The sequence below is a fragment of the Streptomyces sp. NPDC089919 genome, assembly GCF_040684615.1.
GTDB lineage: Bacteria > Actinomycetota > Actinomycetes > Streptomycetales > Streptomycetaceae > Streptomyces.
Genome location: NZ_JBFBGK010000026.1, coordinates 47,153 through 69,702, shown reverse-complemented (window position 1 = coordinate 69,702; position 22,550 = coordinate 47,153). Strand labels below are relative to the sequence as shown.

Annotated in this window: 22 protein-coding genes; 13 read left to right on the top strand and 9 right to left on the bottom strand. The window is 73.5% G+C overall.

The features are described 5' to 3' along the window. Nucleotides 1–2 precede the first annotated feature (2 nt). From AB0O40_RS14085 to AB0O40_RS14050, 8 genes are all read left to right on the top strand, one after another. Complete coding sequence (locus AB0O40_RS14085) at nucleotides 3–2,780, top strand: prenyltransferase/squalene oxidase repeat-containing protein (RefSeq protein ID WP_365039917.1); 2,778 nt, start codon at nucleotides 3–5, stop codon at nucleotides 2,778–2,780. Continuing rightward, nucleotides 2,777–3,709 (top strand): hypothetical protein, encoded by a 933-nt coding sequence (locus tag AB0O40_RS14080; protein WP_365039915.1) that lies wholly within the window; start codon nucleotides 2,777–2,779, stop codon nucleotides 3,707–3,709. The genes AB0O40_RS14085 and AB0O40_RS14080 overlap by 4 nt, the downstream gene beginning before the upstream one ends. Nucleotides 3,710–3,715: 6 nt before the next feature. Further along, nucleotides 3,716–4,903, top strand: a complete 1,188-nt coding sequence (locus tag AB0O40_RS14075) for an energy-coupling factor transporter transmembrane component T (protein ID WP_365039912.1) — start codon at nucleotides 3,716–3,718, stop codon at nucleotides 4,901–4,903. Next, entirely contained in the window at nucleotides 4,900–6,549 is a 1,650-nt protein-coding gene (locus AB0O40_RS14070; RefSeq protein ID WP_365039909.1) for an ATP-binding cassette domain-containing protein, read from the top strand. The genes AB0O40_RS14075 and AB0O40_RS14070 overlap by 4 nt, the downstream gene beginning before the upstream one ends. Nucleotides 6,550–6,602: 53 nt before the next feature. Continuing rightward, nucleotides 6,603–7,361 (top strand): ECF transporter S component, encoded by a 759-nt coding sequence (locus AB0O40_RS14065; protein WP_365039944.1) that lies wholly within the window; start codon nucleotides 6,603–6,605, stop codon nucleotides 7,359–7,361. A gap of 83 nt (nucleotides 7,362–7,444) precedes the next feature. Then, on the top strand, nucleotides 7,445–8,503 hold the full coding sequence (gene tsaD, locus AB0O40_RS14060; protein ID WP_365039941.1) for a tRNA (adenosine(37)-N6)-threonylcarbamoyltransferase complex transferase subunit TsaD: 1,059 nt from the start codon (nucleotides 7,445–7,447) through the stop codon (nucleotides 8,501–8,503). A 222-nt stretch (nucleotides 8,504–8,725) separates the two neighbouring features. Further along, nucleotides 8,726–9,820 carry a HoxN/HupN/NixA family nickel/cobalt transporter gene (locus AB0O40_RS14055; protein ID WP_365039938.1) on the top strand — a complete coding sequence of 365 codons (1,095 nt, stop codon included), beginning with the start codon at nucleotides 8,726–8,728 and terminating at the stop codon, nucleotides 9,818–9,820. A gap of 80 nt (nucleotides 9,821–9,900) precedes the next feature. Further along, nucleotides 9,901–10,236, top strand: coding sequence for an antibiotic biosynthesis monooxygenase family protein (locus tag AB0O40_RS14050; RefSeq protein WP_365039906.1), 336 nt, complete (start codon nucleotides 9,901–9,903; stop codon nucleotides 10,234–10,236). A gap of 9 nt (nucleotides 10,237–10,245) precedes the next feature. On the opposite strand, the gene AB0O40_RS14045 is transcribed toward AB0O40_RS14050, so the two are convergent. Next, entirely contained in the window at nucleotides 10,246–12,069 is a 1,824-nt protein-coding gene (locus tag AB0O40_RS14045; protein WP_365039904.1) for a hypothetical protein, read from the bottom strand. Between the two features lie 473 nt (nucleotides 12,070–12,542). Here AB0O40_RS14045 and AB0O40_RS14040 point away from each other — a divergent pair, with 473 nt between their 5' ends. Beyond that, nucleotides 12,543–13,016, top strand: a complete 474-nt coding sequence (locus AB0O40_RS14040) for a lamin tail domain-containing protein (RefSeq protein WP_365039901.1) — start codon at nucleotides 12,543–12,545, stop codon at nucleotides 13,014–13,016. 109 nt (nucleotides 13,017–13,125) lie between these two features. Here AB0O40_RS14040 and AB0O40_RS14035 read toward each other — a convergent pair whose 3' ends face one another. After that, on the bottom strand, nucleotides 13,126–13,752 hold the full coding sequence (locus AB0O40_RS14035; RefSeq protein ID WP_365039898.1) for a TetR/AcrR family transcriptional regulator: 627 nt from the start codon (nucleotides 13,750–13,752) through the stop codon (nucleotides 13,126–13,128). A gap of 115 nt (nucleotides 13,753–13,867) precedes the next feature. On the opposite strand from AB0O40_RS14035, the gene AB0O40_RS14030 reads away from it, so the two are divergent. After that, entirely contained in the window at nucleotides 13,868–14,773 is a 906-nt protein-coding gene (locus tag AB0O40_RS14030) for an NAD(P)-binding domain-containing protein (RefSeq protein ID WP_365039895.1), read from the top strand. Here AB0O40_RS14030 and AB0O40_RS14025 read toward each other — a convergent pair. Further along, a complete protein-coding gene (locus tag AB0O40_RS14025) occupies nucleotides 14,770–15,663 on the bottom strand; it encodes an NmrA family NAD(P)-binding protein (RefSeq protein ID WP_365039892.1) in 894 nt (297 codons plus the stop codon). The genes AB0O40_RS14030 and AB0O40_RS14025 overlap by 4 nt on opposite strands. Further along, nucleotides 15,660–16,121, bottom strand: a complete 462-nt coding sequence (locus AB0O40_RS14020; RefSeq protein WP_365039891.1) for a nuclear transport factor 2 family protein — start codon at nucleotides 16,119–16,121, stop codon at nucleotides 15,660–15,662. The genes AB0O40_RS14025 and AB0O40_RS14020 overlap by 4 nt, the downstream gene beginning before the upstream one ends. 161 nt (nucleotides 16,122–16,282) lie before the next feature. On the opposite strand from AB0O40_RS14020, the gene AB0O40_RS14015 reads away from it, so the two are divergent. Both AB0O40_RS14015 and AB0O40_RS14010 read left to right on the top strand, forming a co-directional pair. Next, a complete protein-coding gene (locus AB0O40_RS14015; protein ID WP_365039888.1) occupies nucleotides 16,283–16,864 on the top strand; it encodes a helix-turn-helix domain-containing protein in 582 nt (193 codons plus the stop codon). A gap of 5 nt (nucleotides 16,865–16,869) precedes the next feature. Next, complete coding sequence (locus AB0O40_RS14010) at nucleotides 16,870–17,322, top strand: DUF5990 family protein (protein ID WP_365039935.1); 453 nt, start codon at nucleotides 16,870–16,872, stop codon at nucleotides 17,320–17,322. Nucleotides 17,323–17,370: 48 nt separating this feature from the next. Here the strand turns inward: AB0O40_RS14010 and AB0O40_RS14005 are convergent, their stop codons facing one another. Further along, nucleotides 17,371–17,493, bottom strand: coding sequence for a hypothetical protein (locus AB0O40_RS14005; RefSeq protein WP_365039885.1), 123 nt, complete (start codon nucleotides 17,491–17,493; stop codon nucleotides 17,371–17,373). A 117-nt stretch (nucleotides 17,494–17,610) separates the two neighbouring features. Here AB0O40_RS14005 and AB0O40_RS14000 point away from each other — a divergent pair, with 117 nt between their 5' ends. Then, nucleotides 17,611–17,844 carry a hypothetical protein gene (locus tag AB0O40_RS14000; protein WP_365039882.1) on the top strand — a complete coding sequence of 78 codons (234 nt, stop codon included), beginning with the start codon at nucleotides 17,611–17,613 and terminating at the stop codon, nucleotides 17,842–17,844. A 128-nt stretch (nucleotides 17,845–17,972) separates the two neighbouring features. On the opposite strand, the gene AB0O40_RS13995 is transcribed toward AB0O40_RS14000, so the two are convergent. From AB0O40_RS13995 to AB0O40_RS13980, 4 genes are all read right to left on the bottom strand, one after another. Continuing rightward, a complete protein-coding gene (locus AB0O40_RS13995) occupies nucleotides 17,973–18,581 on the bottom strand; it encodes an ankyrin repeat domain-containing protein (protein WP_365039880.1) in 609 nt (202 codons plus the stop codon). Nucleotides 18,582–18,889: 308 nt separating this feature from the next. Continuing rightward, nucleotides 18,890–19,081 carry a hypothetical protein gene (locus AB0O40_RS13990; RefSeq protein WP_365039877.1) on the bottom strand — a complete coding sequence of 64 codons (192 nt, stop codon included), beginning with the start codon at nucleotides 19,079–19,081 and terminating at the stop codon, nucleotides 18,890–18,892. Between the two features lie 140 nt (nucleotides 19,082–19,221). After that, the gene (locus AB0O40_RS13985) at nucleotides 19,222–21,402 is read right to left on the bottom strand and encodes a hypothetical protein (RefSeq protein ID WP_365039874.1); all 2,181 of its coding nucleotides are present in this window, start codon (nucleotides 21,400–21,402) and stop codon (nucleotides 19,222–19,224) included. A 274-nt stretch (nucleotides 21,403–21,676) separates the two neighbouring features. Further along, on the bottom strand, nucleotides 21,677–22,429 hold the full coding sequence (locus AB0O40_RS13980) for a hypothetical protein (RefSeq protein ID WP_365039871.1): 753 nt from the start codon (nucleotides 22,427–22,429) through the stop codon (nucleotides 21,677–21,679). Nucleotides 22,430–22,550: the final 121 nt, after the last annotated feature.

Sequence of the window (22,550 nt, the reverse complement as noted above, 5' to 3'; positions counted from 1 at the left end):
GGGTGAAGACCGAACAGCAGGCGAACCGGCACAGGAGCGCCGGGCGCAGACTCCTGGGCCTGGGCGCGGCGTTGGCGCTGACGTGCGGTGCGGCGGTCGCCTTCCTCGCACCTGCCACACCTGCCAGCGCCGACCCCCTCACGAAGTGCACGGCCACCGTCGGCGCCGTCGTCGCGGTCGACTTCGGCCCCTTCGGCGGGAAGGTCGTCCGCGGCTGCGACACCACTCCGACCACCGGCTACGAACTGCTGCACGAGGCCGGCTTCACCACGGCCGGCACCGTCCACGACGGCCCCGCCTTCATCTGCCGGATCGGCACCGCCTCCTTCAACTCCGGCAAGCAGTACCCGACTCCGGACAAGGAGGCCTGCGAGCTCACGCCGCCGGCCTCCGCCTACTGGTCGTACTGGATCGCCTCGCCCGGACAGAAGAAGTGGACGTACAGCCCGCTCGGCGCCATGTCCCGCACCCCCAAGCCGGGCGACGTGGACGCCTGGGTGTACGGCGGCACGGACATCGGCGGCAGCAAGGGCCGGCCCACCTTCTCCCCGGACGACGTCCGGGCCGGCGGCGGTTCGAAGCCCCGGCCCACGGACCCGGCCAAGCCCGGAATCCCCTACGGCGCCGTCGACATGGCCGCCGCCACCCGTTGGGTGACCGGGCAGCTCAAGGACGGCGAGCGGGTCGTCGACGTGACGACCGGCGCCCCCAACCACCTGCTCACCGCCGAGAGCGTCTTCGCGCTCGCAGCGGCCGACCGCAAGAGCCCGACGGCCGCCAAGGCCGCCGCCTTCCTGGCCCGGCCCGAGCAGACCGATGCCTTCGCCTACCCGGCGGGCAAGGACCAGGTCCCGGAGCCGGCCGCCGCGGCCCGCCTGGCCCTGACGGCCGAGGCCATCGGCGGCGACCCGCACGCGACCGGCGGCCACGACCTGCTGGGCGACCTCGTCAAGAGCGTCTGCCCCAGCGGCTCGGACGCCCCCGCGCCCCTGCCGGGCTGCACCGTCAAGGGCGACTTCCCCACCACCTCCGGACAGGCCGAGGGGCAGGCGCTCGCCGTCATCGCCCTGGTGGGCGGCCGTCTGAAGCCGCCGGCGGACGCGGTGAGCCGGCTGACCGACTTCCAGTGCGAGGACGGCGGCTTCACCAGCATGCTCATCCGCCCCGGTGACTGGTGCGACAGCGAGGCCGGCGCCACCGGCCTGATGGTCCTCGCCCTCAAGCGGGCCGGCGGGTACACCGCCGAGGTGGCCAAGGCCCGTGCCTACCTCAAGAAGGCCCAGCTCGCGGACGGCGGCCTGCCGGCCGCCTCGTACGGCACGGTGGGCAGCGCCTACGCCACCGGCTTCGCCGCCCAGGCGATGCGCGCGCTCGGCGACGTCGACGCGGCGGACGCGGCCGTCTCCTGGCTGTCCAAGCAGCAACTGACCAGTGGTGCCTTCGCGTTCGAGGCCGGGGGCACCGACCCGCTGCTCTACGCCACCGTCCCCGCGACCGTCGCGGGCGCCCGCACCGACCTGTTCGCGCTGACCCGCGAGGAGCCGGCACCGACCCCCACGCCCACCGTGCCCACCACCCGGCCGACGGCCGGCCCCACCACCGTCCCGGGCGCGGCCCCCGACCCGAAGAAGGGCTCGGCCTACCTCGTCAAGAGCAGCCGCCTGATCAAGGGCCACTACTACGAGAGCACCCCCGGCACCGGATTCGCCGACTTCGGCCTGACCATCGACGGGGCGTACGCCCTGGCCGCCACCGGCGCCGAGAAGACCGCCCTGCGCGGGATCGTCGACTTCCTCGACCGCGGCGGCAAGGACGGCGCCGGCCGCACCATCAACAACTGGACCAACATCGGGACGAAGTACGCGGGCGGCGGCTCCCTCGGAAAGACCGCCCTGCTCGCCGAAGCCGTCGGCCGCAACCCGCGCAAGTTCGCCGGCAAGGACCTGATCGCCGCGCTCGCCAAGGCGGTCTGCCCCGCCAAGTCCCCCGCTCCCGACCGGAGCTGCGCGGCCAAGGGCGCCTACACCAACGCCACGTCCGTGTTCTCGCAGTCCCTGGGCGTCATCGCCCAACTGCGCGCCGGCGAGAAGACCGCCGCTGCCCGGCCCATCGCGTACCTCAAGACCCTCCAGCAGCCCTCCGGAGCCTGGGTGAGCCTGATCGGCGAGCCCAGCAAGGCCGAGGTGGACTCCACCGCGATGGCCGCGATGGCCCTCGACCTGCTGAAGGACAAGAACTCCCAGGCGGCCGTCGACAAGGCGCTGGCCTGGCTCGCCAAACAGCAGAAGACCGACGGCGGCTTCCCGGGCGCCTCCGGCAACTCCGTCAACTCCGCCGCCCTCGCCGTCCAGGGACTGTCCCTGGACAAGACGAAGTACCAGCGCCAGATCGCCAAGGCCCGGAAGTTCCTGGCCTCCCAGCAGAACAAGGACGGCGGCTTCAACATCGCCAAGGGCGGCCAGCGCGGCTCCGACCTGCGCGCCTCCACCCAGGCCGTGGGCGGCGCCACCGGCATCTCCTTCGGCACCCTCAAGCGCAGCCTGACCGGCACCGCGGCCCAGCCCAGCACCGGAGCGTCCGCCTCGCCGACCGCTTCGACCTCGCCCCGGATCGTGACCCCCGGGGAGAACGGCGGGGCGGGTGGCGCGGGCGGACCGCTCGCCTCCACCGGCGCCCAGGTGGCCGGGATCGGTGGCGCGGCGATGCTCCTGACCGTTCTCGGCGCCGCGTTCGTACGCACCGCCCGCACCCGGATCGCCACGGGCGGTGCCCACCGGTGAACCGCCGCTCCCTCGCCCGTACCGCTGCGGCCCTCGGCGTGACCGCCGCTGCCCTGACCGCCACCGCGGCCCCCGCCGGGGCCGCCCCGCAGCCCATCGGCCGGTGCACGACGACCTCGGGCGTCGTCCTGGCCGTGGACTTCAGCCACTGGGGCGGCCCGGTCTACCGCTCCTGCGGCACCACCCCCACCACCGGCTACGAACTCCTCAACCAGGGCGGCTGGCGCACCACCGGCACCGGTCACGACGGCCCCGCCTTCATCTGCCGCATCGGCTACAGCGGTTACAAGGGCGGCAAGCAGTACCCCACCCCGCAGCAGGACGACTGCGTGCTGACCCCGCCGGCCTCCGCGTACTGGTCCTACTGGCACGCCGACCCGGGCCAGCGCACCTGGTCCTACAGCCAGCTCGGCGCCATGCTCTACAAGCCCAAGCCGGGCAGCGTCGACCTGTGGATCTTCGGCGGGACCAACATCGAGGGCACCGAGGGCAAGCCCACCGTCACCCCCGACCAGCTGCGCGCCCACAACACCGAGCCCACCGGCGGCTCCCGGCCGGAGCCCAGGGACACCCGGACCGCCGCGCCCCTCCCGCCGGGCACGAACACCGGACCGAAGCCCCAGCCGCAACCGACGACGGCCGCCCCGCAGCCGTCCCCGACCCCGCCGCCGACGACCGCGGCACCCAGCCCCAGCGCCAGCCCCAGTGCCTCGGCCAGCCCCTCGCCGAGCGCGTCCGAGGCGTCCTCGCCGCCCGCCGTCGCGGCACCGGCGCCGAGCCGCGGCCCCGTGGTCGTCGACGCGGCCCCGGCCTCGGACGCGGCGCACGACGCCGGCTCCTACCTGCCCGCGGTGGCGACCGGCGCCCTGGTCCTGCTGATCGGCGGAGCGGCGGCGTACGCGGCGGTCAAGCGCCGCCGCGCCGAGTAGCCCCGGATGGCCCGAACCTTCACACCGGCCACGGTCAAGCCGCCCGGGTCCGCCCGCGCGGCGGCCCCGGGCGGCCGCCGCCTGCCCCGCACCCTGCATCCCGTGGCCTGGTGGACCTGGGCGCTGGCCCTGGCCACCGCCGTGAGCCGCACCAACAACCCGCTCCTGCTGTTCCTGGTGCTGGCCGTCCTCGGCTACGTGATCACCATGCGCCGCACCGACGCGCCCTGGGCCCGCGGCTTCCCGTACTACCTGTACCTGGCCCTGACCGTGGTCACCATCCGGGTGCTCTTCCGGGCGGTCTTCGCCACCGGCGTCACCCCTCACGACCACTTCCTCTTCTCCCTGCCGCACATCCCCACCCCCGACTGGTACGCCGGCATCCAGCTCGGCGGCCCGGTCTCGCTCGAGGCCTTGCTCTCGGCCGCCACCGACGGCCTGCGGCTGGCCTGCATGCTCTGCTGCATCGGCGCGGCCAACACCCTCGCCAACCCGAAACGCGCCCTGCGGGTGCTGCCCGGCGCCCTGTACGAACTCGGCGTCGCGGTCACCGTCTCCATCAGCGTCGCCCCCCAACTGGTCCAGAGCGTCCAGCGGGTGCACCGCGCCCGGCGGCTGCGAGCCGGCCGCACCAAGGGCATGCGGGCCCTGCGCGGGATCGTCGTCCCCGTGCTCGAGGACGCGCTGGAGCGCTCGCTGCGCCTCGCCGCCGCCATGGACTCCCGCGGGTACGGCAGGGCCGGCACCGCCACCCGCCGCTCCCGGCGGATCACCGGTGTGCTGATGCTGCTGGGCATGTGCGGCCTGTGCGCCGGCGCCTACGGCCTTCTGGACGCCACCGCGCCGAAGCTGCTGGGGCTGCCCGCCATGGCGGCCGGCGCCCTGCTCTGCGTCGCCGGACTGCGGCTCGGCGGCCGGCGGGTCACCCGCACCACCTACCGGCCGGACCCCTGGCTGCTCGCCGAGTGGGCGGTGGCCGGCTGCGGAGTGCTCTCGGCGGTGCTGCTCTTCAGCAACGCGGGCTTCAACGCCGCCGAGCTGAACCCGTCGATCTACCCGCTCAGTTGGCCCACCCTCCCGTTCGTCCCCGCCGCGGCGATCCTCCTCGCGGGGGCCGCCGGCTTCATCGCACCGCCGCCGGCCCCCCGCCCCACCGCCCCCGTCCCCGCACCGCGCACCGAGGCAGCCCCGTGATCACCTTCGACCAGGTCACCGTCCAGTACGAGGACACCGCAGAACCCGTCCTGAAGGAGGTCGACCTGACCGTGGAGGAGGGCGAACTCTGCCTGGTCGTCGGCCACACCGGCGTCGGCAAGTCCACCCTCCTGGGCGCCGTCAACGGCCTGGTCCCGCACTTCACCGGCGGCACCCTGTACGGCCGCGTCCTCGTCGACGGCCGCGACACCGCCGAGCACCCGCCCCGCGAACTCGCCGACGTCGTCGGGGTGGTGGGCCAGGACCCGCTCGACGGATTCGTCACCGACACCGTGGAGGAAGAACTCGCCTACACGATGGAACAGTTGGCGATCCCGCCCGCCACCATGCGCAAGCGCGTCGAGGAGACCCTCGACCTCCTGGGCCTGGCCGACCTGCGCCACCGGGCCCTGCACGAACTCTCCGGCGGCCAGCAGCAGCGCGTGGCCATCGGCTCGGTCCTGACCGCGCACCCCCGGGTCCTGGTCCTGGACGAGCCCACCTCCGCACTCGACCCCACGGCCGCCGAGGAGGTCCTGGCCGCCGTCACCCGGCTGGTGCACGACCTCGGCGTCACCGTCCTGCTCGCCGAGCACCGGCTGGAGCGCGTGGTCCAGTACGCCGACCGCGTCATCCACCTCCCCGGCGGCGGCCGGGTGGTGTCGGGGCCGCCCGCCGAGGTCTTCCGCACCACGTCCATCGCACCACCCATCGTGGAGCTGGGCCGCGCCGCCGGCTGGGATCCGCTGCCCCTGTCCATCCGCGACGCCCGCCGCGAGGCCGCCCCGGTCCGCACCCGGCTGGCCGGGACCGTGCCCGGTCCGGCCCGGCCGCCGGTCACCGCCGGCCCCGAGTTGCTGGCCGCCCGCGGCATCACCGTCAGCTACCAGGGCGTGCCCGCCGTCCGCGAGGTCGACCTGACCCTGCTCGGCGGCGAGGTCACCGCCCTGATGGGACGCAACGGCTCGGGCAAGTCCTCGCTCCTGTGGGCCCTGCAGGGCTCCGGCCCCCGCGCGGCCGGTACGGTCCGCATCCCGCAGCCGGCCCCGGCCGGGCCCGCGGACCCGAAGAAGCTGTCGGCCGCCGAGGCCAGGAAACTCGTCGGCCTGGTCCCGCAGACCCCCACCGACCTGCTGTACCTGGAAACCGTCAAGCAGGAGCTGGAACAGGCCGACACCGAATCGGAGGTGCGGCTCTCCGGCACCACGGCCCGAGCCGTCCTGGACCGCCTGGCGCCCGGCATCCCCGACGGCACGCACCCCCGCGACCTGTCCGAGGGGCAGAAGCTCGCCCTGGTCCTCGCCATCCAACTCGCCGCCGCCCCACGGGTCCTGCTCCTCGACGAGCCCACCCGCGGCCTCGACTACCGGGCCAAGGAACAACTCATCCGCATCGTCGACGACCTCGCGGCCGAGGGCCGGGCCGTGGTGATCTCCACACACGACGTCGAGTTCGTGGCCCGGGCCGCCGACCGCGTCGTCGTCATGGCGGAGGGGGACGTGGTGGCCGACGGCCCCACCACCGAAGTCATCGTGGCGTCCCCCGTCTTCGCCCCGCAGACCGCGAAGATCCTCGCCCCGCTCCCGTACCTCACCGTCGCCCAGGCCGCCGCCGCCCTGGCGCAGGACAGCGGGGCGACGGCGTGAGCGCGCTCGGCCCCGCCATCCGGATCGGCCCGCGCGCCGGGCTGGTCATCGCCATGGCCGCCTTCCTCGGGATCGTCGCGTTCTTCTGGCCCTTCCTGGTCGCCCCGGGGAAGTTCGGCTCCAATTACGCGCCGCCGCTGATCTTCGGTGTGCTGCTGGTGATCGTCCTCTGCGTGGTGATCTCGGAGATCGCCGAGGGCGGCATCAACTCCAAGGCGCTGGCCATGCTCGGCGTCCTCTCCGCCGTCAACGCGGCCATCCGCCCGCTGGGAGCCGGGACCGCCGGCATCGAGACGGTCTTCTTCATCCTCGTGCTGGCCGGCCGGGTCTTCGGTCCCGGCTTCGGCTTCACCCTCGGCTGCACCTCCCTCTTCGCCTCCGCCCTCATCACCGGCGGGGTCGGGCCCTGGATGCCGTACCAGATGTTCGGCTGCGCCTTCGTGGGCATGCTCGCCGGCTTCCTCCCGAAGGCGACCGGCCGCCGCGAGGTGCTGCTGCTCGCCGGCTACGGCTCGGTCTCCGGCTACCTCTTCGGCTTCCTGCTCAACCTCTCCTTCTGGCCCTTCTCCCTCGACCCGAACAGCTCCATCGCCTACCTGCCCGGACTGCCCTTCACCGAGCAGTTCCAGCGCTACCTCGCCTTCGACCTGGCCACCTCGCTCGGCTGGGACACCGGTCGGGCGGTGACCAACTTCGTGTGCGTCTGCCTGGCCGGCCCGGCCGTCCTCACCGTCTTCCGCCGGGCCGCCCGCAAGGCCCGCTTCCAGGCCCCGGTCCGCTTCGACCGCACGGACGGGGGAGCCGGGGTCTGAGGGCGGCTCGCGGGCGGAGTACCTTATTGCGCATATCTTGCAATTAGTGACATGGCGCGAAAGAGGTAGACGTGGCAGCTCCGGTGGTGCTCGGGATCGAGTCGTCCTGCGACGAGACGGGCGCCGGCATCGTCTCCGGCGGGCGGCTGCTGGCCCACGTCGTGGCGACGAGCATGGACGAGCACGCCCGGTTCGGGGGCGTGGTGCCGGAGATCGCCTCCCGCGCCCACCTCCAGGCCTTCAACCCGGTGGTCCAACAGGCCCTCGACCAGGCCGGGCTGCGGCTGCGCGACCTCGACGCGGTCGCCGTCACCACCGGCCCGGGCCTGTCGGGCGCCCTCCAGGTCGGCCTGGCCGGGGCGAAGACCCTGGCGTACGCGGCCGGGGTGCCCCTGTACGGCGTGCACCACTTGGCCGGGCACGTGGCCGCCGACACGCTGGAGCACGGGCCGCTGCCCGATCCCTGCATGGTGCTGATCGTCTCCGGCGGCCACACCTCGCTGCTGCTGGTACGGGACCTCGTGCGCGATCCGATCCTGCACCTGGGCGACACCATCGACGACGCCGCCGGGGAGTGCTTCGACAAGGTCGCCCGGGTCTTCGGACTGCCCTACCCGGGCGGGCCGGCCATCGACCGTGCCGCCCGCGGCGGCAACCCCTGCTCGGTCGCCTTCCCGCGGCCGCTGCTCGGATCGAAGGAGCACCCGTACGGCTTCTCCTTCTCCGGGCTGAAGACGGCCGCCGCCCGCTGGGCCGAAGGACACCGCCAGAGCGGCGAGGAGCTGCCGGTGGCCGACGGTGCCGCCTCGCTCCAGGAGGCGGTCGCGGACGTCCTCACCCGCAAGGCGCTGGCCGCGTGCAAGGAGTACGACGTGCGCACCCTCGTCGTGGTCGGCGGCGTGGCCGCCAACTCCCGGGTGCGCGGCCTGGCGGAGGAACGGTGCGCGGCCGCCGGGGTCGAGCTCCGGGTGCCGCCGCTGACCCTGTGCACCGACAACGGCGCGATGATCGCCGCCGTCGGCGACCTCCTGGTCCGCGCCGGCTCCGCCCCCGCCCAGCTCGACCTCTCGATCGACCCCTCCGCCCCCCTGGAGTACGCCGCCCTGCACCCCGTCGCCGGCCCGGCCGTGAGCCTCGGATAGCCGCGCCGGTCCCTGCGCACGGACCGGCCCTCCCCATGGCGGCGTAAAGCCTGGTCGGGGTGCGCGTAAAGGTTCGGCCAGGAAGGGGTCTGCGCCTTACTGCACACAGGTTGCAAGTGCATCATGCACGCGATATTCCTGGGATTCGTGCAGTGGAAGAGGATGCGCATGGCAATGTCGACCGAAGGTTCCCGTCCCCTGCGGCGGCGCCTGTCGGGGGTGATGACCCGGGCGGAGTGGCGGCGGATCGCCGGGATGGTGGCGTTCATCGCCGCCCTCCACGTCATCGGCTGGTTCACCCTGGTCCAGATCGTCGCCCCGGAGCACTACAGCCTGGGGGACAAGACCTTCGGCATCGGGATCGGGGTGACCGCGTACACGCTGGGGATGCGGCACGCCTTCGACGCGGACCACATCGCCGCCATCGACAACACCACCCGCAAGCTGATGGACGGAGGGCAGCGGCCGCTCTCCGTCGGCTTCTGGTTCTCCCTGGGCCACTCCAGCATCGTCTTCGCCCTGGCGGTCCTGCTCTCCCTCGGCATCAAGACCCTCGCCGGGCCGGTCGAGGACGGCGACTCCGGCCTGCACGCCGTCACCGGCTGGATCGGGACCACCGTCTCGGGGACCTTCCTCTACGCCATCGCGATCATCAACCTGGTCATCCTCGCCGGGATCTGGAAGGTCTTCCGCGAGATGCGCCAGGGCCGCTTCGACGAGGCGGCCCTGGAGGAACAGCTCGACAACCGCGGCTTCATGAACCGGCTCCTGGGGCGGCTGATGAAGTCGATCACCAAGCCGTGGCAGATGTACCCGCTGGGGCTGCTCTTCGGCCTCGGCTTCGACACCGCCACCGAGATCGCCCTGCTGGTGCTGGCCGGCACGGGCGCGGCCTCCGGGCTGCCCTGGTACGCGATCCTCTGCCTGCCGGTGCTCTTCGCGGCCGGCATGTCGCTGCTGGACACCATCGACGGCACCTTCATGAACTTCGCGTACGGCTGGGCCTTCTCCAAGCCGGTCCGCAAGGTCTACTACAACCTCACCATCACCGGCCTGTCGGTCGCCGTCGCCCTGCTCATCGGCACCGTCGAGCTGCTGGGGCTGATCGGCGAGAAGGCGGACCTGCACGGGCCGTTCTGGGACTGGATCGCCGGCCTCGACCTCAACCTCCTCGGCTACGCGATCGTCGGGCTGTTCGTCGCCACCTGGGTCGTCGCGCTCGCGATCTGGAAGTTCGGCCGCATCGAGGAGAAGTGGACCACCCGGCTCCAACCGGCCGCCCAGGACGCGGGGCCGGGAACCGGGCCGCACCGCTGACCCCCTCCGGCCGCCACCGGTTCGGGCGAATCCGCGGGGTGTGCCGATACCCCGCACCACGTAAGGGAAGGAATGTGATCGTGACCATTACCGCGAACATCGACTCCAGCCGCCCCGTCGCCACGCTGATCAACGTCTTCACCGTCGCGCCCGAGCGCCAGCAGGAGCTCGTCGCCCTGCTGGCCCGGGCCACCGAGACGACGATGAAGCACCAGCCCGGCTTCATCTGCGCCAACTTCCACCTGAGCCAGGACGGCGAGCGGGTGATCAACTACGCCCAGTGGGAGACCGAGGAGCACTACTGGGCCATGCGCGCGAACCCCGAGGCGCAGCTCCACATGACCGAGGCCGCCGCCATCGCCACCGACGTCCAACCCCGCCTCTTCCACGTCCAGTCCACCCACGCCCGGCCGTAGGTACGGCGGTCACCGGTCCCACGGCACGGCCGGGGCGGCGGTCGGCCGCCCCGGCAGGAACGCGCGGCTGGAGCCGGCCCGGTAGCGGCCGGTGCGCCGGTACCACTCGTTGTCGCCGGCCATCCAGTCGCGCAGGGCGGCCGCGTAGTCGGCGTGCTCCCGGGGGAGTTCGTGCTCCGCGATGCGGCCGAACTCCGCGAGGCGCTGCTCCCACAGCGCGTAGGCCACGTCCACGGCCTGCTGGAGGCCGCCGCCGAGCAGGCGCCGGAGCGCGAGGACCGCGTTGCCCAACTCGCGCTCCTCGTCGATCTCCTTGCGGTACGAGTAGATGTCGTTGCGCAGCCCGACGGTGTCCGCGAACGCCCCCTCCAGCCGGCGGACGGCGTCGGTGCGCGGGGGCCGTCGGCCGGTGAGCCCGACCGAGAGGTCCGTGCCGGCGCTGACCCGGCGGAACTCCAGGTAGCGCACCGGATCGGGCACCCGCTGCTCGACGATCGCGTCGAGCTCCTCGAGGTTCGCCGCGACGAACTCCGTGACGTGCTCCCGGAAGGGCCCGCGCAGACCGGCGGCCATCGTCGGCGACGTACGTGCCCACAGCTCGGCCAGGGCGTACTCCACCTGGTTGGCCGGTACCGGAACGGCCTCGCCCCGCAAGGGCATGAAGAGCGGTACCCGAGCGGTGAACGCATGGGCACCGGCCGGGTCGCGCGGCAGTTTGTACGCGCTGACGAAGTGGTCGTCGAAGGCGAGCAGGCAGACGTCCCACTGCGCGATCACCGTCAACGCGGCCGCCGTGGCGTCGGGGTGGGTGAGCGCGGCGAACAGGGTCCAGTCGTCGCTGTCGAACCGGGCCTCGGTCCAGATCGGCGGACCGGGCGGCGCGGTCACCGGGTCCAGCAGACCGACCGCCCGCGCCCACTCCTTGCACTCCCGGCGGGCGCGGTCCAGGTGGGGATTGACCCTGGACTGCCACGGCAGCGCGAACGGCGGCAGCCGGAACGGGTAGCCGGGCGTGGCGGCGGCCGTGGCACGCTCGGGCAGAACGGGGGCGTACTGGGCGGCCAGCCGGGCCGCCGAGCTGCCCAGGCCGGACGGCGAGGGGAAGCGCCCCGCGTGCCGGGACCGCAGCCGCGCATGACCGGCCAGCCAGTCCCGCATCCCCGGCCCGGCTCCGCTGTGCTCGAACTCGTGGAGCCGGGCGGTGCGCAGGCGCGCCGCGTACCGGCAGGCGATGCCGCGGTCGCACCCCAGGAGCACGGCGAGGGCCCGTACAGCGTCCGGCCGGTCCGCCGCGAGCAGGTCCTCCAACAGGACGGCGCTGTCGGCGAAGGCGGCCTCCGCGACCCGGGCCGGCCGGCCCGGGGCGCCGCGCTCGACGAGCGCCGCGCCCCACAGCGGGTACGGACGCCGCGCTTCGAGATGAGCCACCAGGTCCCCCGCGGGGAGATCACTCACCGAGGGCCCCCGGCCGGTCGCGAGTAGCCCGGTGAGCGCCGAGAAGCGCTCGCACCACTCCCGCGGACGCCCCTCGACCGTCCTGGGCCACAGTTCGGCACGCGCCCGGTCGAGGTCGCCGGAGTCCGTCGCCGGTCCCGGGCCACCGCGGGTGCCTTCCGCCCAGGTGTACCAGGCGGCCAGGAGCAGGAGTTCGTCGGCCGGAGCGTCGGGATGGCACCAGGCGGCCGTCTCCGTTCCCTGGCCGGGGTGCAACCGGTGACGGTCGCACCAGGCGCGGTGTGCGGGGCGTACGGCGTCGAGGCCCGGATTGAGGCGGGCCGGGTACGGCTGGTAGGCCCCGGCATCGCCCGGCGGCGCGGGGAAGGAAGGTCGCATGGGCTCCCGCTACCCGCCCTGCCCCGCGGCTGCACCGGGAGCGGGCGAACCTTTCGGGTGACCGGGGCCCGCCTCGCGTCCCTCCGCCGATCTCCCGTCCGTATGCGCGAAATGCGCCCCGGCGTGCGAAGAACCGTGCAGAACGGTCGTTACACGATCCGGTGCTCCGGGTGGTGGAAGGCGCGGGTGGGTGCGCCCCGGGTGCGCCGGGGCGTGAAGATCGCCGCGGGGCCTCCGGGGTACGGGTGGCTGCACGCGTCAACGGATGTCAGGGCCACGCCCGGGTGCGGTGCGTGCAGGGTGCACATGAGCGTGACGGGAATGTCCGTGTCCGGTAACCGCCCCGGTGGCGCGCCGTCCTGGCCGCGTTGCCGGGACCAGAGTGTGCGTCCTCGGCCCCGACACGGGCCGGGCACCCGGACCGCCGCCCACCCGGCGGCGGTGGGTGGAACCCGTACTCGAGGGAGCACCACATGACCGCTGCATCGTCCGCACGCCGCATCGCCGCCGCCGTACTGGCCGCCGGCGCCGTCGTCTGCGCCGCCGCCGTCCCGGCCGCCGCGCACGAGGGCGACCGCCACCACCAGCGGCAGCCGCAGGTGCAGATCAGCCGCGTGCAGGCGGACAGCCCCGGCCGTGAGGACGGTTCGAACCGCTCCCTCAACGCCGAGTGGGTCGAGATCACCAACACCGGCCGCCACGCGGTCGACCTCAAGGGATGGACGCTGCGCGACGAGGACGGCAACCGCTACCGCTTCAAGGACGTGCGCTTGGGCGGCCACGACACGGTCCGCATCCACACGGGTGTCGGCCGGGACAGCCGCACCGACCTCTTCCAGGACCGCCGCGACTACGTCTGGGACAACCGCTCCGACACCGCGACCCTGCGCGACGACCACGGCCGCACCGTCGACACCAAGTCCTGGGGCCGCCGCCACCACCGCTGAATGACCTGACGGGCGGCATCGACCACCGCCCGTCGAGGGGGAGCCAGTGCGCCGGGCGGACCGAGACCACCGCCCGGCGCACACCGGTGCGCGGATGCCGTACGGGTCGTCACCGGGGCTGGTGGAGCCCGGTCCCGTCCGGGGAGGCGTACGAGGCCACGAGCCTCGCCAGATGGCGGCCGGCGACCAGCAGGGGGGTGCGGCTCTCGGTCACCTGCGCGCTGGTCTCGGCGCCTTCGAGGGTGTTGATGACGGTCGCCGCCAGATCGCGGGCCTCGTCCTCGGGATGTCCGGCGGCGACGAGTTTGGCGGTCACCAGGTCCTGCCAGTGGGCGAAGGCCCGGGCGCAGGCCTCCTGGAGTTCGGGGACGCGGCCGACCGTCTCGAGGGCGGTGGTCGTCACCGGGCAGCCGTCGCGCCACTGCGAGGCCTCCAGGGCCTCGGCGAGCAGCACCGCCAGGGCCTCCACGGCCTGCGCGGGGTCGGGGTGCGAGTCCAGCCCGGCGCGGATCAGTTCGGTGAACTCCTCGTCGCCGTAGTGGATCGCGGCGACCGCGAGCTCCTGCTTGCCGCCGGGGAAGAAGTGGTACAGCGAGCCGAGGGTGGCTTCGGCCTCCCGGACGAGTTGCTTGACCGGCGTGTTCTCGTACCCGCCGTGCTGCATCAGGCGGGAGGCGGTGCGCACCAGTCGCTCGCGCGTGCCCGGCGCCGTCTTCGTCGTTCCTGCTTCAGCCATGGCGGCGATCCTACCCTCGAAATGGATAGAGCGTTCGTTCTAGTCCATGCTACGGTCGTTCCGAGCGCTAGATAGAGCGTTCGTTCTAGAACCGTCCTTGGGGGAGAACTCCGTCATGAACCACTCCGGAAACACGATCGAGAACCAGCACGGCGCGCAGCAGCAGGGCGCCGTCACCGTCGTGGGCCTCGGGCCCATGGGGCAGGCCATGGCCGCCGCCTACCTCGACGCCGGCTACCGGGTCACCGTCTGGAACCGCAGCCCCGGGAAGGACGAGGCACTCGTGGCATGCGGCGCCCACCGGGCCGGCTCCGTCGCCGAGGCCGTCGCCGCCGGTGACCTCACCGTCCTCAGCCTCATCGACGCGGAGGCGATGTACTCGACCCTCGCCGACGTCGACCTCTCCGGACGGATCCTGGTCAACCTGTCCTCCGACGTCCCGGAGAAGGCGCGAGCCGCCGCCGCGTGGGCCGAGGAGCGCGGCGCCTCGTACCTCACGGGGGGCGTCAACGTCCCGCCCACCGGCATCGGCGAGCCCGGGGCGTCCATCTTCATCAGCGGCCCCCGCGAGGTCTACGACGCCCACCGTGCGGCCCTCGACGTGCTCGCGGCCACCGACTACCGGGGCGCCGACCAGGGGTACGCGCAGCTCTACTACCAGCTGAACATGACGATGTTCTGGACCGCGTACACCGGTTGGTACCAGGCCGTCGCCATCGCCCGGGCGAACGGCCTGACCGCGGCCGACATCCTTCCGTACGCCCAGTACACGGCCGACAGCATGAACGCCTTCTACACCCACTCGGCGCCGCCCATCGACGCCGACGACCACGACGGCTCGGCCGCCCGCCTGGCCATGTGCGCCGCCAGCCTCGAACACGTCCTGCACACCGCCGCCGACTCCGGCGTGGACACCCGGATCCTCGCCGCCCACGCGGACCTCTACCGCCGCGGCGTCGAGGCCGGCTTCGGCGCCGACGGCACGACCCGGCTCCTGCAACTCCTCCGCGGGCAGGCCTAGTCGAGAGCCGGAGACGGCAGGGGGCGGGCGGTCGCCTCCCGTTGCACGACGGTGCGGAAGTCGTGCGGGGGGCGGCCGGTGAGGCGGTGGACGGTGTCCGTGACGCGGGCTTCGGCGCCCTCGGCGATGGCTCGGTCCATGTCCGCGAGCATCGCGGCGAACTCCGGCGGCAGCAGCACGGCCAGGCGGTCGCGCAGGGCGTCGTGGGTCAGACGGCGGTGGGTGACCGGGCGGCCGGTGACCTCGGACAGGATCCGGGCGATGTCGTCGTAGCCCAGGGCCTCGGGTCCGGTCAGGACGAGGTCGGTGTTGAGGGGGGTGGGGTCGGTGAGGGCGTGCACGGCGACGGCCGCGATGTCCTCGGCGTCGACGAAGCCGACCCGCCCGTCGCCGGTGGCGGTCCAGAGGGCGCCCTCCGTCCGGGCACTGTGCGCATGTGCGTGCTCGCCGGTGAAGTTCTGCATGAACCAGGACGGCCGCAGGACCGCCCACTCGTCGAAGACCTCCGGCAGGGCCGCGTGGACCCGGCCCACGGCCGGCCCGCCGGCCGGGATGGCCGAGGCGCTGAGCAGCACGGCCCGCCGGACGCCGAGCGCCCGGGCCCGGCGCAGGAAGGGGAGGACCACCCGGGCCGGTTCCGGATCGCCCACGGGCGGGACCACGTAGACCCGGTCGACGCCGCGCAGGGCCGGCGCGTGGGTGGCCGGGTCGTACCAGTCGAAGCGCACCGGATCGGTACCGGCGAGCGGCGTCCCCTTCCGGCTGGCCGCCCGGACCAGGTGCCCGGCGGCGGTGAGGCGGGCGGCGGTGCGACCGCCGGTGGTGCCGGTGGCGCCGATGACGAGGGTGGCGCCGGTGGCGGCGGTCCGGGCGGGGCTGGGCGTGCTCATCGGGTGCTCCCGGTCAGGTCGATGCCGGCGTCGAGGACGGCGAGCGGGTTCCAGTAGTCGCGGTAGGAGGTGAAGAGCCCGTCCCGGGCGGTGACCACGGCGATGTACGTCATGTCGAACGGGCGGTCGCCGGCCACCAGTCGGCCGACCCCGCGCATCTCGACCACGATGGTGCCCGGATCGGCGGTCTGGTGGATCCGCAGGTCCGCCTCGGGGAAGTCGTACAGGTCGATGTGGTCGGGGTAGGGCCGCATGTAGTCGGCGATCGCCGCCCGGCCGTCCAGCCGGCCGGGCAGGCCCGGCGGGGCGAAGGGGAACTCCATCACCCCGTCCTCGGCCCACAGGGCGACCCAGCCGGCGATGTCCTTGTCGAGCAGGAGCCGCAGGCCGTGGCGGTAGAGGGCCGCAGGCGATGCGAGCGTGGGGGAGGGGTGGGGCGTGGGCGTGGGCGCGGGCATGGGCGTCCTCCGTCTCGTAGAATGCGGACCACGGGTCCGCTTCAACGACGATACGGACCCGTGGTCCGTTTTTCAATCCGGGTCGCCCGAGTCGGCTGACGCGGTCCCACAGCCCGCCCGGACCGATCGGTCCGAGGAATCCCAGGAACCGGAGGCGCCGCGTGCCCGAGTCCGAACGCAGGCCCCGCAAGGACGCCGAGCGCAACCGCCAGGCCGTCCTGGCGGCGGCCGACGCGCTGTTCGCGAGTGCCGAACACCCCGAAGAACTCACGATGGCCGACATCGCCACGGCCGCCGGAGTCGGCAAGGGCACGCTCTTCCGTGCCTTCGGCGACCGGGCCGGCCTGCTCCGCGCGCTCTACGAGGCCAGGCTGGAACCGCTGCGGCAACGGGCGGAGGCGGGACCGCCGCCGCTCGGCCCGGGTACCCCGCCGCAGGAGCGCGTCCCCGCCCTGCTCGACGCCATCTTGTGCTTCAAGCTCGACAACCGCGGCCTCGCGCTCGCCCTCGAAGAGAGCGGGGAGGGCGGCCCCTACCAGGCCGAGCACTACGACCGCTGGCACGCGCTCCTGCGGTCCGCGCTCGCGGAGGTCCCCGGCCTGACCGGCGCCGAATTCGCCGCCCACGCCCTGCTCGCCGCCACCCGGGCCGACCTGGTCGAGCGCCTGACCGGCCGGGACGGCGTACCGCGTGACACCTTGCGCGCCGAACTGGGTGCGTACGCAAAGAGGGTGACGGCGTGACAGCAGTGCGGATCCGCATCGAGGGCTCCGGCCTCCCGGGCCGGAGCATCGCGCCCGGCCCCGGCTTCCCCGGGTACGAGGACATCCAGGTGGCCGTCCAGCCGAAGGCCCGCGGCGGCAAACTGCTCGCCCCGCAGCCGGGCGACGCGGACTCGGTCGCCTGGACCCTCGACTGCACCGCGCGCCCGGGTGCCACCGGCACGGAACTGACGGGGCCCTGGATCCAGGGCCGCCCCGGACAGCGGTTCGTCTACCTGTGGTGGGACGGCGTCGACGACACGGGCGCACGGGTCATGTTCCGCCGCGCCAAGCTCATGCTCGACGCCGTCGACCCCGCCGTGCTCGAAGCGGCGCTGGCTGGCGGCACGTTGACCGCCCGCCTCACCCTCACCGACCTCCGCGGCCACCCCCTGTGCGCCGCCGTCCGCCCACCGTCCGTCACCTGGTCCGCCGGTTGACCGGCCAGAGCACGCCCGCCCGAGCGAGCCCCGGCCCGTGTCGCCCGACTACGCCGGAGCCCCGGCCCCCGCGCCGGCGGCGAAGCCGCTGCCCTGCTCCGCGAACACCGTGATCGCGGCGCCCAGGAACTCCACCAGCCCGGGGTGGTAGGAGTCGTGGAACGCCCTCATGCCACCGCGGCGGCAAACCGTTTGTTGTCAGACCCGTGGTGGAGGATGCCGGGAGGAGTGGGGGCGGTGCAGGGGGTGTGCCGCGGAGTCGAGGTGTCGAGGGAGGGGTGGGGGAGCGTGCGGCGGAAGTACTGGTGGTGGGCGGGCGCCGTCTGGGTGTTGCTGGTGGTGGCCGGTGGTGGGATGACCATGTACTTGAAGGCCGACGAGGGCGCGGACCAGCCGGGGAGGTGGGAGCGGATGGATCCGCCGGAACCGGCCCCGATCGCGTGCGCGGAAGTCGGCTACGGCCTTGTTACCCGCGAGGACACCGACGAGCAGGACGGGTGCGCCTACTGGGCGAGGGAATAGGCCGGACCCCCGGCTGTGGAGGGTCGGCCCGGGACTCGGCCGAGGCGCGACCCGCCTGCGTCGCGGCCTACCAGGGTGGCGACCCGTCCGGGGCCCCCCGGGTCGGGCAGCTACCCGTGCCCGGACCCTCAGGCCGCGCGTCCGCTCTCGGCGGCCCGTAGTACCTCCGCGATCGCCGTGAAGCCGCGCTGCTCGGCGTGTTCGAGGGCTGTGACGCCTTCGCCGTCGGCCAGCAGGGGGTCGGCGCCCGCGGCGAGCAGCAGTTCCACGATCTCCCGGTGGGCGGCGCCGCCGTCGCCGAGGATGACGGCCTCCAGCAGGGCCGTCCAACCCAGCCGGTTGACGTGGTCCACGTCGATGTCGGTCTCCCGCAACACCGCGCGCACGTACGCCACATGGCCCCGCTCGGAGGCCGGGATCACGCTCACGCCGCCGTACCGGTTGCGCAGCCGCAGGTCCGGGCCGGCCGGCAGGAGGGCGCGCATCATCTCGACGCTGCCGGTGACCCCGGTGACCAGCCAGGCGCTGTCGGACTGCTGGTCCTGCGCATCGGGATCGGCGCCGGCCGCCACCAGCACCCGCGCGGCCTCCACATGGTCGCCGAGTGAGGCCAGCAACAGCGCGGTGCGCCCCTGACCGTCCCGCGCCCCGGTGTCCGCGCCGTCCGCCAGCGCGGCCCGTACCCCGTCGGCGTCTCCCGCGGCGGCCGCGGCCAGCAGCGATTCCTGTGCGTTCATCGTCTCCACTTCCACTCCCCGGGCAGCACCGCCCCACAGCGGGATCCCCGCCGGGCGGTCTCCCCCTCATCCTCGCCCACCCCCGTGCCCGGCCGGTCCCCGAGACGGCTCGACCCCGATGCCCGGACCGGTGGACCCCGCCGTCAACCGATCGGATGACCCTCGACCACGACCCCCATGGAACGCCCCCGGGCACGGCGACGGCGGCGCTCCGGCTCCGTTCGTCCGGGTGCGCCGCCGTGCCGTCGCCGCCACGCCCGGTCCGCCGCCTGCTCGGGGTGCGAGGCGGCGGACCGGCCGGTGGGCGGTCAGTTGTTGGAGCCGACCATGTTGTCGTGGCCCGCGTTGAACACGTCGTCTGCCGCGAACTGGAGCCAGTCGCCGAAGACGATCGTGTACGAGGGCTGCGGGTGGTAGTCCACGGCCACGTCGGCGCTGGCGATACCGGCGGCGCCGAAGACGATGGCGCCGGCGGCCAGGGTGGTCAGAAGAACGCGCATGCTGGACCTCTCCATGAAGGGACAAGGAGATTCCAACCTAAAACGCCCGAACCGCCCGGACGTCCGGGACCTGCCGGTGCGGGGCCCGGTCTCATCCGATCGGTGGAGACCGGGCCCCGCCGCGCCGCGGGAGCCTCAGGTCACCGGCACAGGTTCAGCGACAGGGCCTCCAGGCGCAGGCTCCGCCCGGTCGTCCCCAGGGTGATGGACGGTCCCGTCACCGGGGCGGTCCAGCCCACGTCCTGGACGTGGCCGCGGCCGGCGACGGTGCCCGAGCCGGTCCGGACCTCCAGCGCCTCCAGCCGCAGGTGCCGCCCGACGGTGCCCACCTCGACCTGCCGGCCGTCGGACACCTGCTGCCAGGGCCCCCAGCCCACGTCCTGGACGTGGGCCCGGACCCACAGGTCGCCGGCGCCGTGCGCGGTGATCCGCAGGGCCTCGATCGACTCGGAGAGTCCGGTGGTGCCGGCCATGGTGCCGTCGGCGCCCTGGAAGGTCTGCCAGCCGATGTCGGCCACATGGGCCTGGTACGTGATCCCCCTGGCCGGATCGGCCGGTGTGCTGCACGTGGACAGCTGCGGCCCGAGGTGCTGCCGGGACGCCTGCCAGGTGCGCAGGTAGCCGTCGGCGCCGCGCATCAGCTCGTCGACCACGTCCTGGCCGCCGGTCACCCGGATGTCCTCGATCCAGTCGGGGATCAGGCCGTAGTGCGTGCCGCCGCCGTCGGTGTTGACGTCCCAGACCCGGCTGCCGGTGACCTGCCGGTCCAGGACGGAGCCGCCGTCGGGGCTGCGGAAGGGGTAGCGCACCGGGTTGCCGTCCGCCGCCCGCGGCCCGGGCAGCGAGGCGAAGCCGTTCATGTCGGTGCCGATGCCGTACCCGGCGCCGTACTTGGCGCGCAGCGGCGCGTACTTGCGCGCTTCGGCGGCGAAGGCCGGGGCCTCGAACATGTGCCCCGTGATGAAGCCGCCGAGCCGGTAGACGCGCTCGGTCCAGTTCTCGTCCATCCAGCCGTGTGTGGAGAGCACGCCCGGGTAGCGCTCCTCCTCCATGACGCGCAGCGCCCGGTCGGCCGCCTTCACGCTCATGTGGTCGACCTCGAGCATCATGCCGCGCTTGACCATGGCCCGTACCGCGTACTCGCCCAGCGCGGTGAGGCCGCGCCGGTTGCACTGGCCCTGGTCCTGCAACGTCGCCCTGTACTGCGGGAGTTCGACGCCTGCGGGGAGGGAGGCCTGGATCCGCGCCCGGGCCTCGGCCGTCTCGGCGGCCGTGGTCCGGACCGCGGGCCCGTCCTCGCCGGCGAGACCGGGGGCGAGGCCGAAGCCGATGGGGTTGTCGTGTTCGGGGCCGGTGCAGGGCTCCGTGCTCCAGAACGTGCCGGTGGACAGGAACTGCCCGGCGTTGATGGCCATTCCGGTGGTGCCGGTGTCGAAGCGGACCCCGCACAGGGCGTTGTCGAACTTGTGGCACAGGAACATGCTGCGCACGCCCAGGCCGTACAGCTCGTCCAGCCCGCGCTCGATGTCGGCCGCGCTGCACTGCGCCCGGTCGAACACCTGCTTGCAGCCGAAGGGTTCCGAGGTCTCGACGCCGAGGACGACCGCGAGCTTGCCCGCCTCGATCACCTTGCGCGCCTGGGCGGGGTCGGTGACGACCCGGAACCAGCCGCGGCCGGGGCCGCCGTACATGCGGTCGACGAAGTCCTGGAGCTCGTAGGTCTTGCGGATCTGGAGGCGGATCGAGGTCATCTCGTCGCAGCCGCGGTCCTTGAAGAAGTACAGCGAGCAGATGACGCCGTTGGTGACCATGTCGTTGACCAGTACCCGCTGGCCGCCCCGCCAGGCCCGCTCGACCCAGGCGTAGTAGGTCTGCTGGTGGGTGGATGAGTCGTAGGCGGGCCAGTCCTTGAAGGTGGGCCAGCCGGTCGGGTCGTGCAGGCCGTCGCCGCCCTTGGTGATCATGTCGAACAGGGCGAGGACGCCGTTGGGGTAGTGCTCGGGGCAGTCCCGCAGGGCGTCCGCGGCGCCGGCGGGGGAGAAGACCTTCCCGCAGACCAGCCGGCCGCCGAAGGCCTCGTCGGACATCAGGTGGACGTGGGCGTCCACCCAGCCGCGGACCCGTCCGGCGGCGTCGGTACCGGTGAACGGCTCGCCCGTGACGTTCACCTGGGAGTCCGGGGCGGGCCGGGCGACCGGCTCCCACCAGGCTGGACCGGCCGCCGCGCCGGAGGCGGCGGGACCGGCCAGCATCGCCACCAGCGCGAGCACCAGGCCGAAGAGCAGGGTCCGGCCCCGCCCGAAGGTTCTTCGTCGTCTCATCGCGCACCCTTCATGGATGAGTTGATGATAAAAATGGACATGACAATGCGGAATCTGGGAGAGTCCCCTCCAGATGTCAACGCGCCCGTCACGCCCTCGGGGAAGTCGGCCGAAATACGCCGTTCCGGGGGTCCGGCCGTCAGATCGCCGCCTGACGGGCCGCGTGACCACAAATCCTCCGGTCTGGACCTGGGCGTTCATGCGTCACGGACATGGGCTAGGAGGGGCCACCGGGCATGGCCTCATGACTCGTGACGGGCCGCCGGACATGGCCTCACGAGCAGGCGTGCACGGCCTCGTCCCAGGCGTCGGGCGTGCGGTGGTGGTTCGCGTGCCCCGCGCCGAGGACGTACCGGAGCGCGGCGAAGTGCCGGGTGTCCGGCGGGAGTTCAAGGCGATGCAGCAGCTCCAGCGCACCGGCCGGTACGAGGTTCCCGTAAACGTCGTGGTAGCTCGACAACAGCCCCTTGAAGAGGGCCGGGTGCAGGGCCGGCAGCCGCAGCGCGGTGCGGTACGCCGGCTCCTTCACGGCCCAGGGCACCGGGCCCGAACACTCCAGGACCCGGACGGCCCGGCGGAGGAGGTCCGGCGTCGGGCCGGCGACGATGCGGTCGACGTCCCGGCCGAGCACTGCGGTGAAGGCCGCCGCGGTCGTGGTGCGGTCCTCGAACCAGTCCACCCACAGCGAGTACGTGACGGCCTCGGCGTCCCGGTCCGCCTCCAGCCGACGCCGGTAGCCCTCCCACAGCACGTCCGCCGGCAGCGGGCCGTCCGGCCCGTCGTCCTCGAAGCGGATCTCGCAGGTGACCCAGTACTCGTCCAGGAGGTCGAGGAGTCCGAAGGCCAGCCGCAGCCGCTCGCCCGCGTCCAGGTCCTCGGCGAACACGTCGGCGGCGTAGGAGTGGGCCACCTGGTTGGCCGTCAGCAGCTCCTCGGGCGCTCCGTCGCGCACCCACCCGCCGGGTACCTCACGGACGCCCTGCTCAGCCAGCCAGACCCGCGCCGCCGCCACCTCTCCGCTCTCCATCCTCGGAGTATGACAACCCTCCCGGCGTGCGGGTGCGGGCGGATGTCCTCACGCGTCGCCGGGATGGTGGGGTAAAGCCGACCATCAGGTCTCCACTTGGCCGTCATGACCGCGGGCCGGC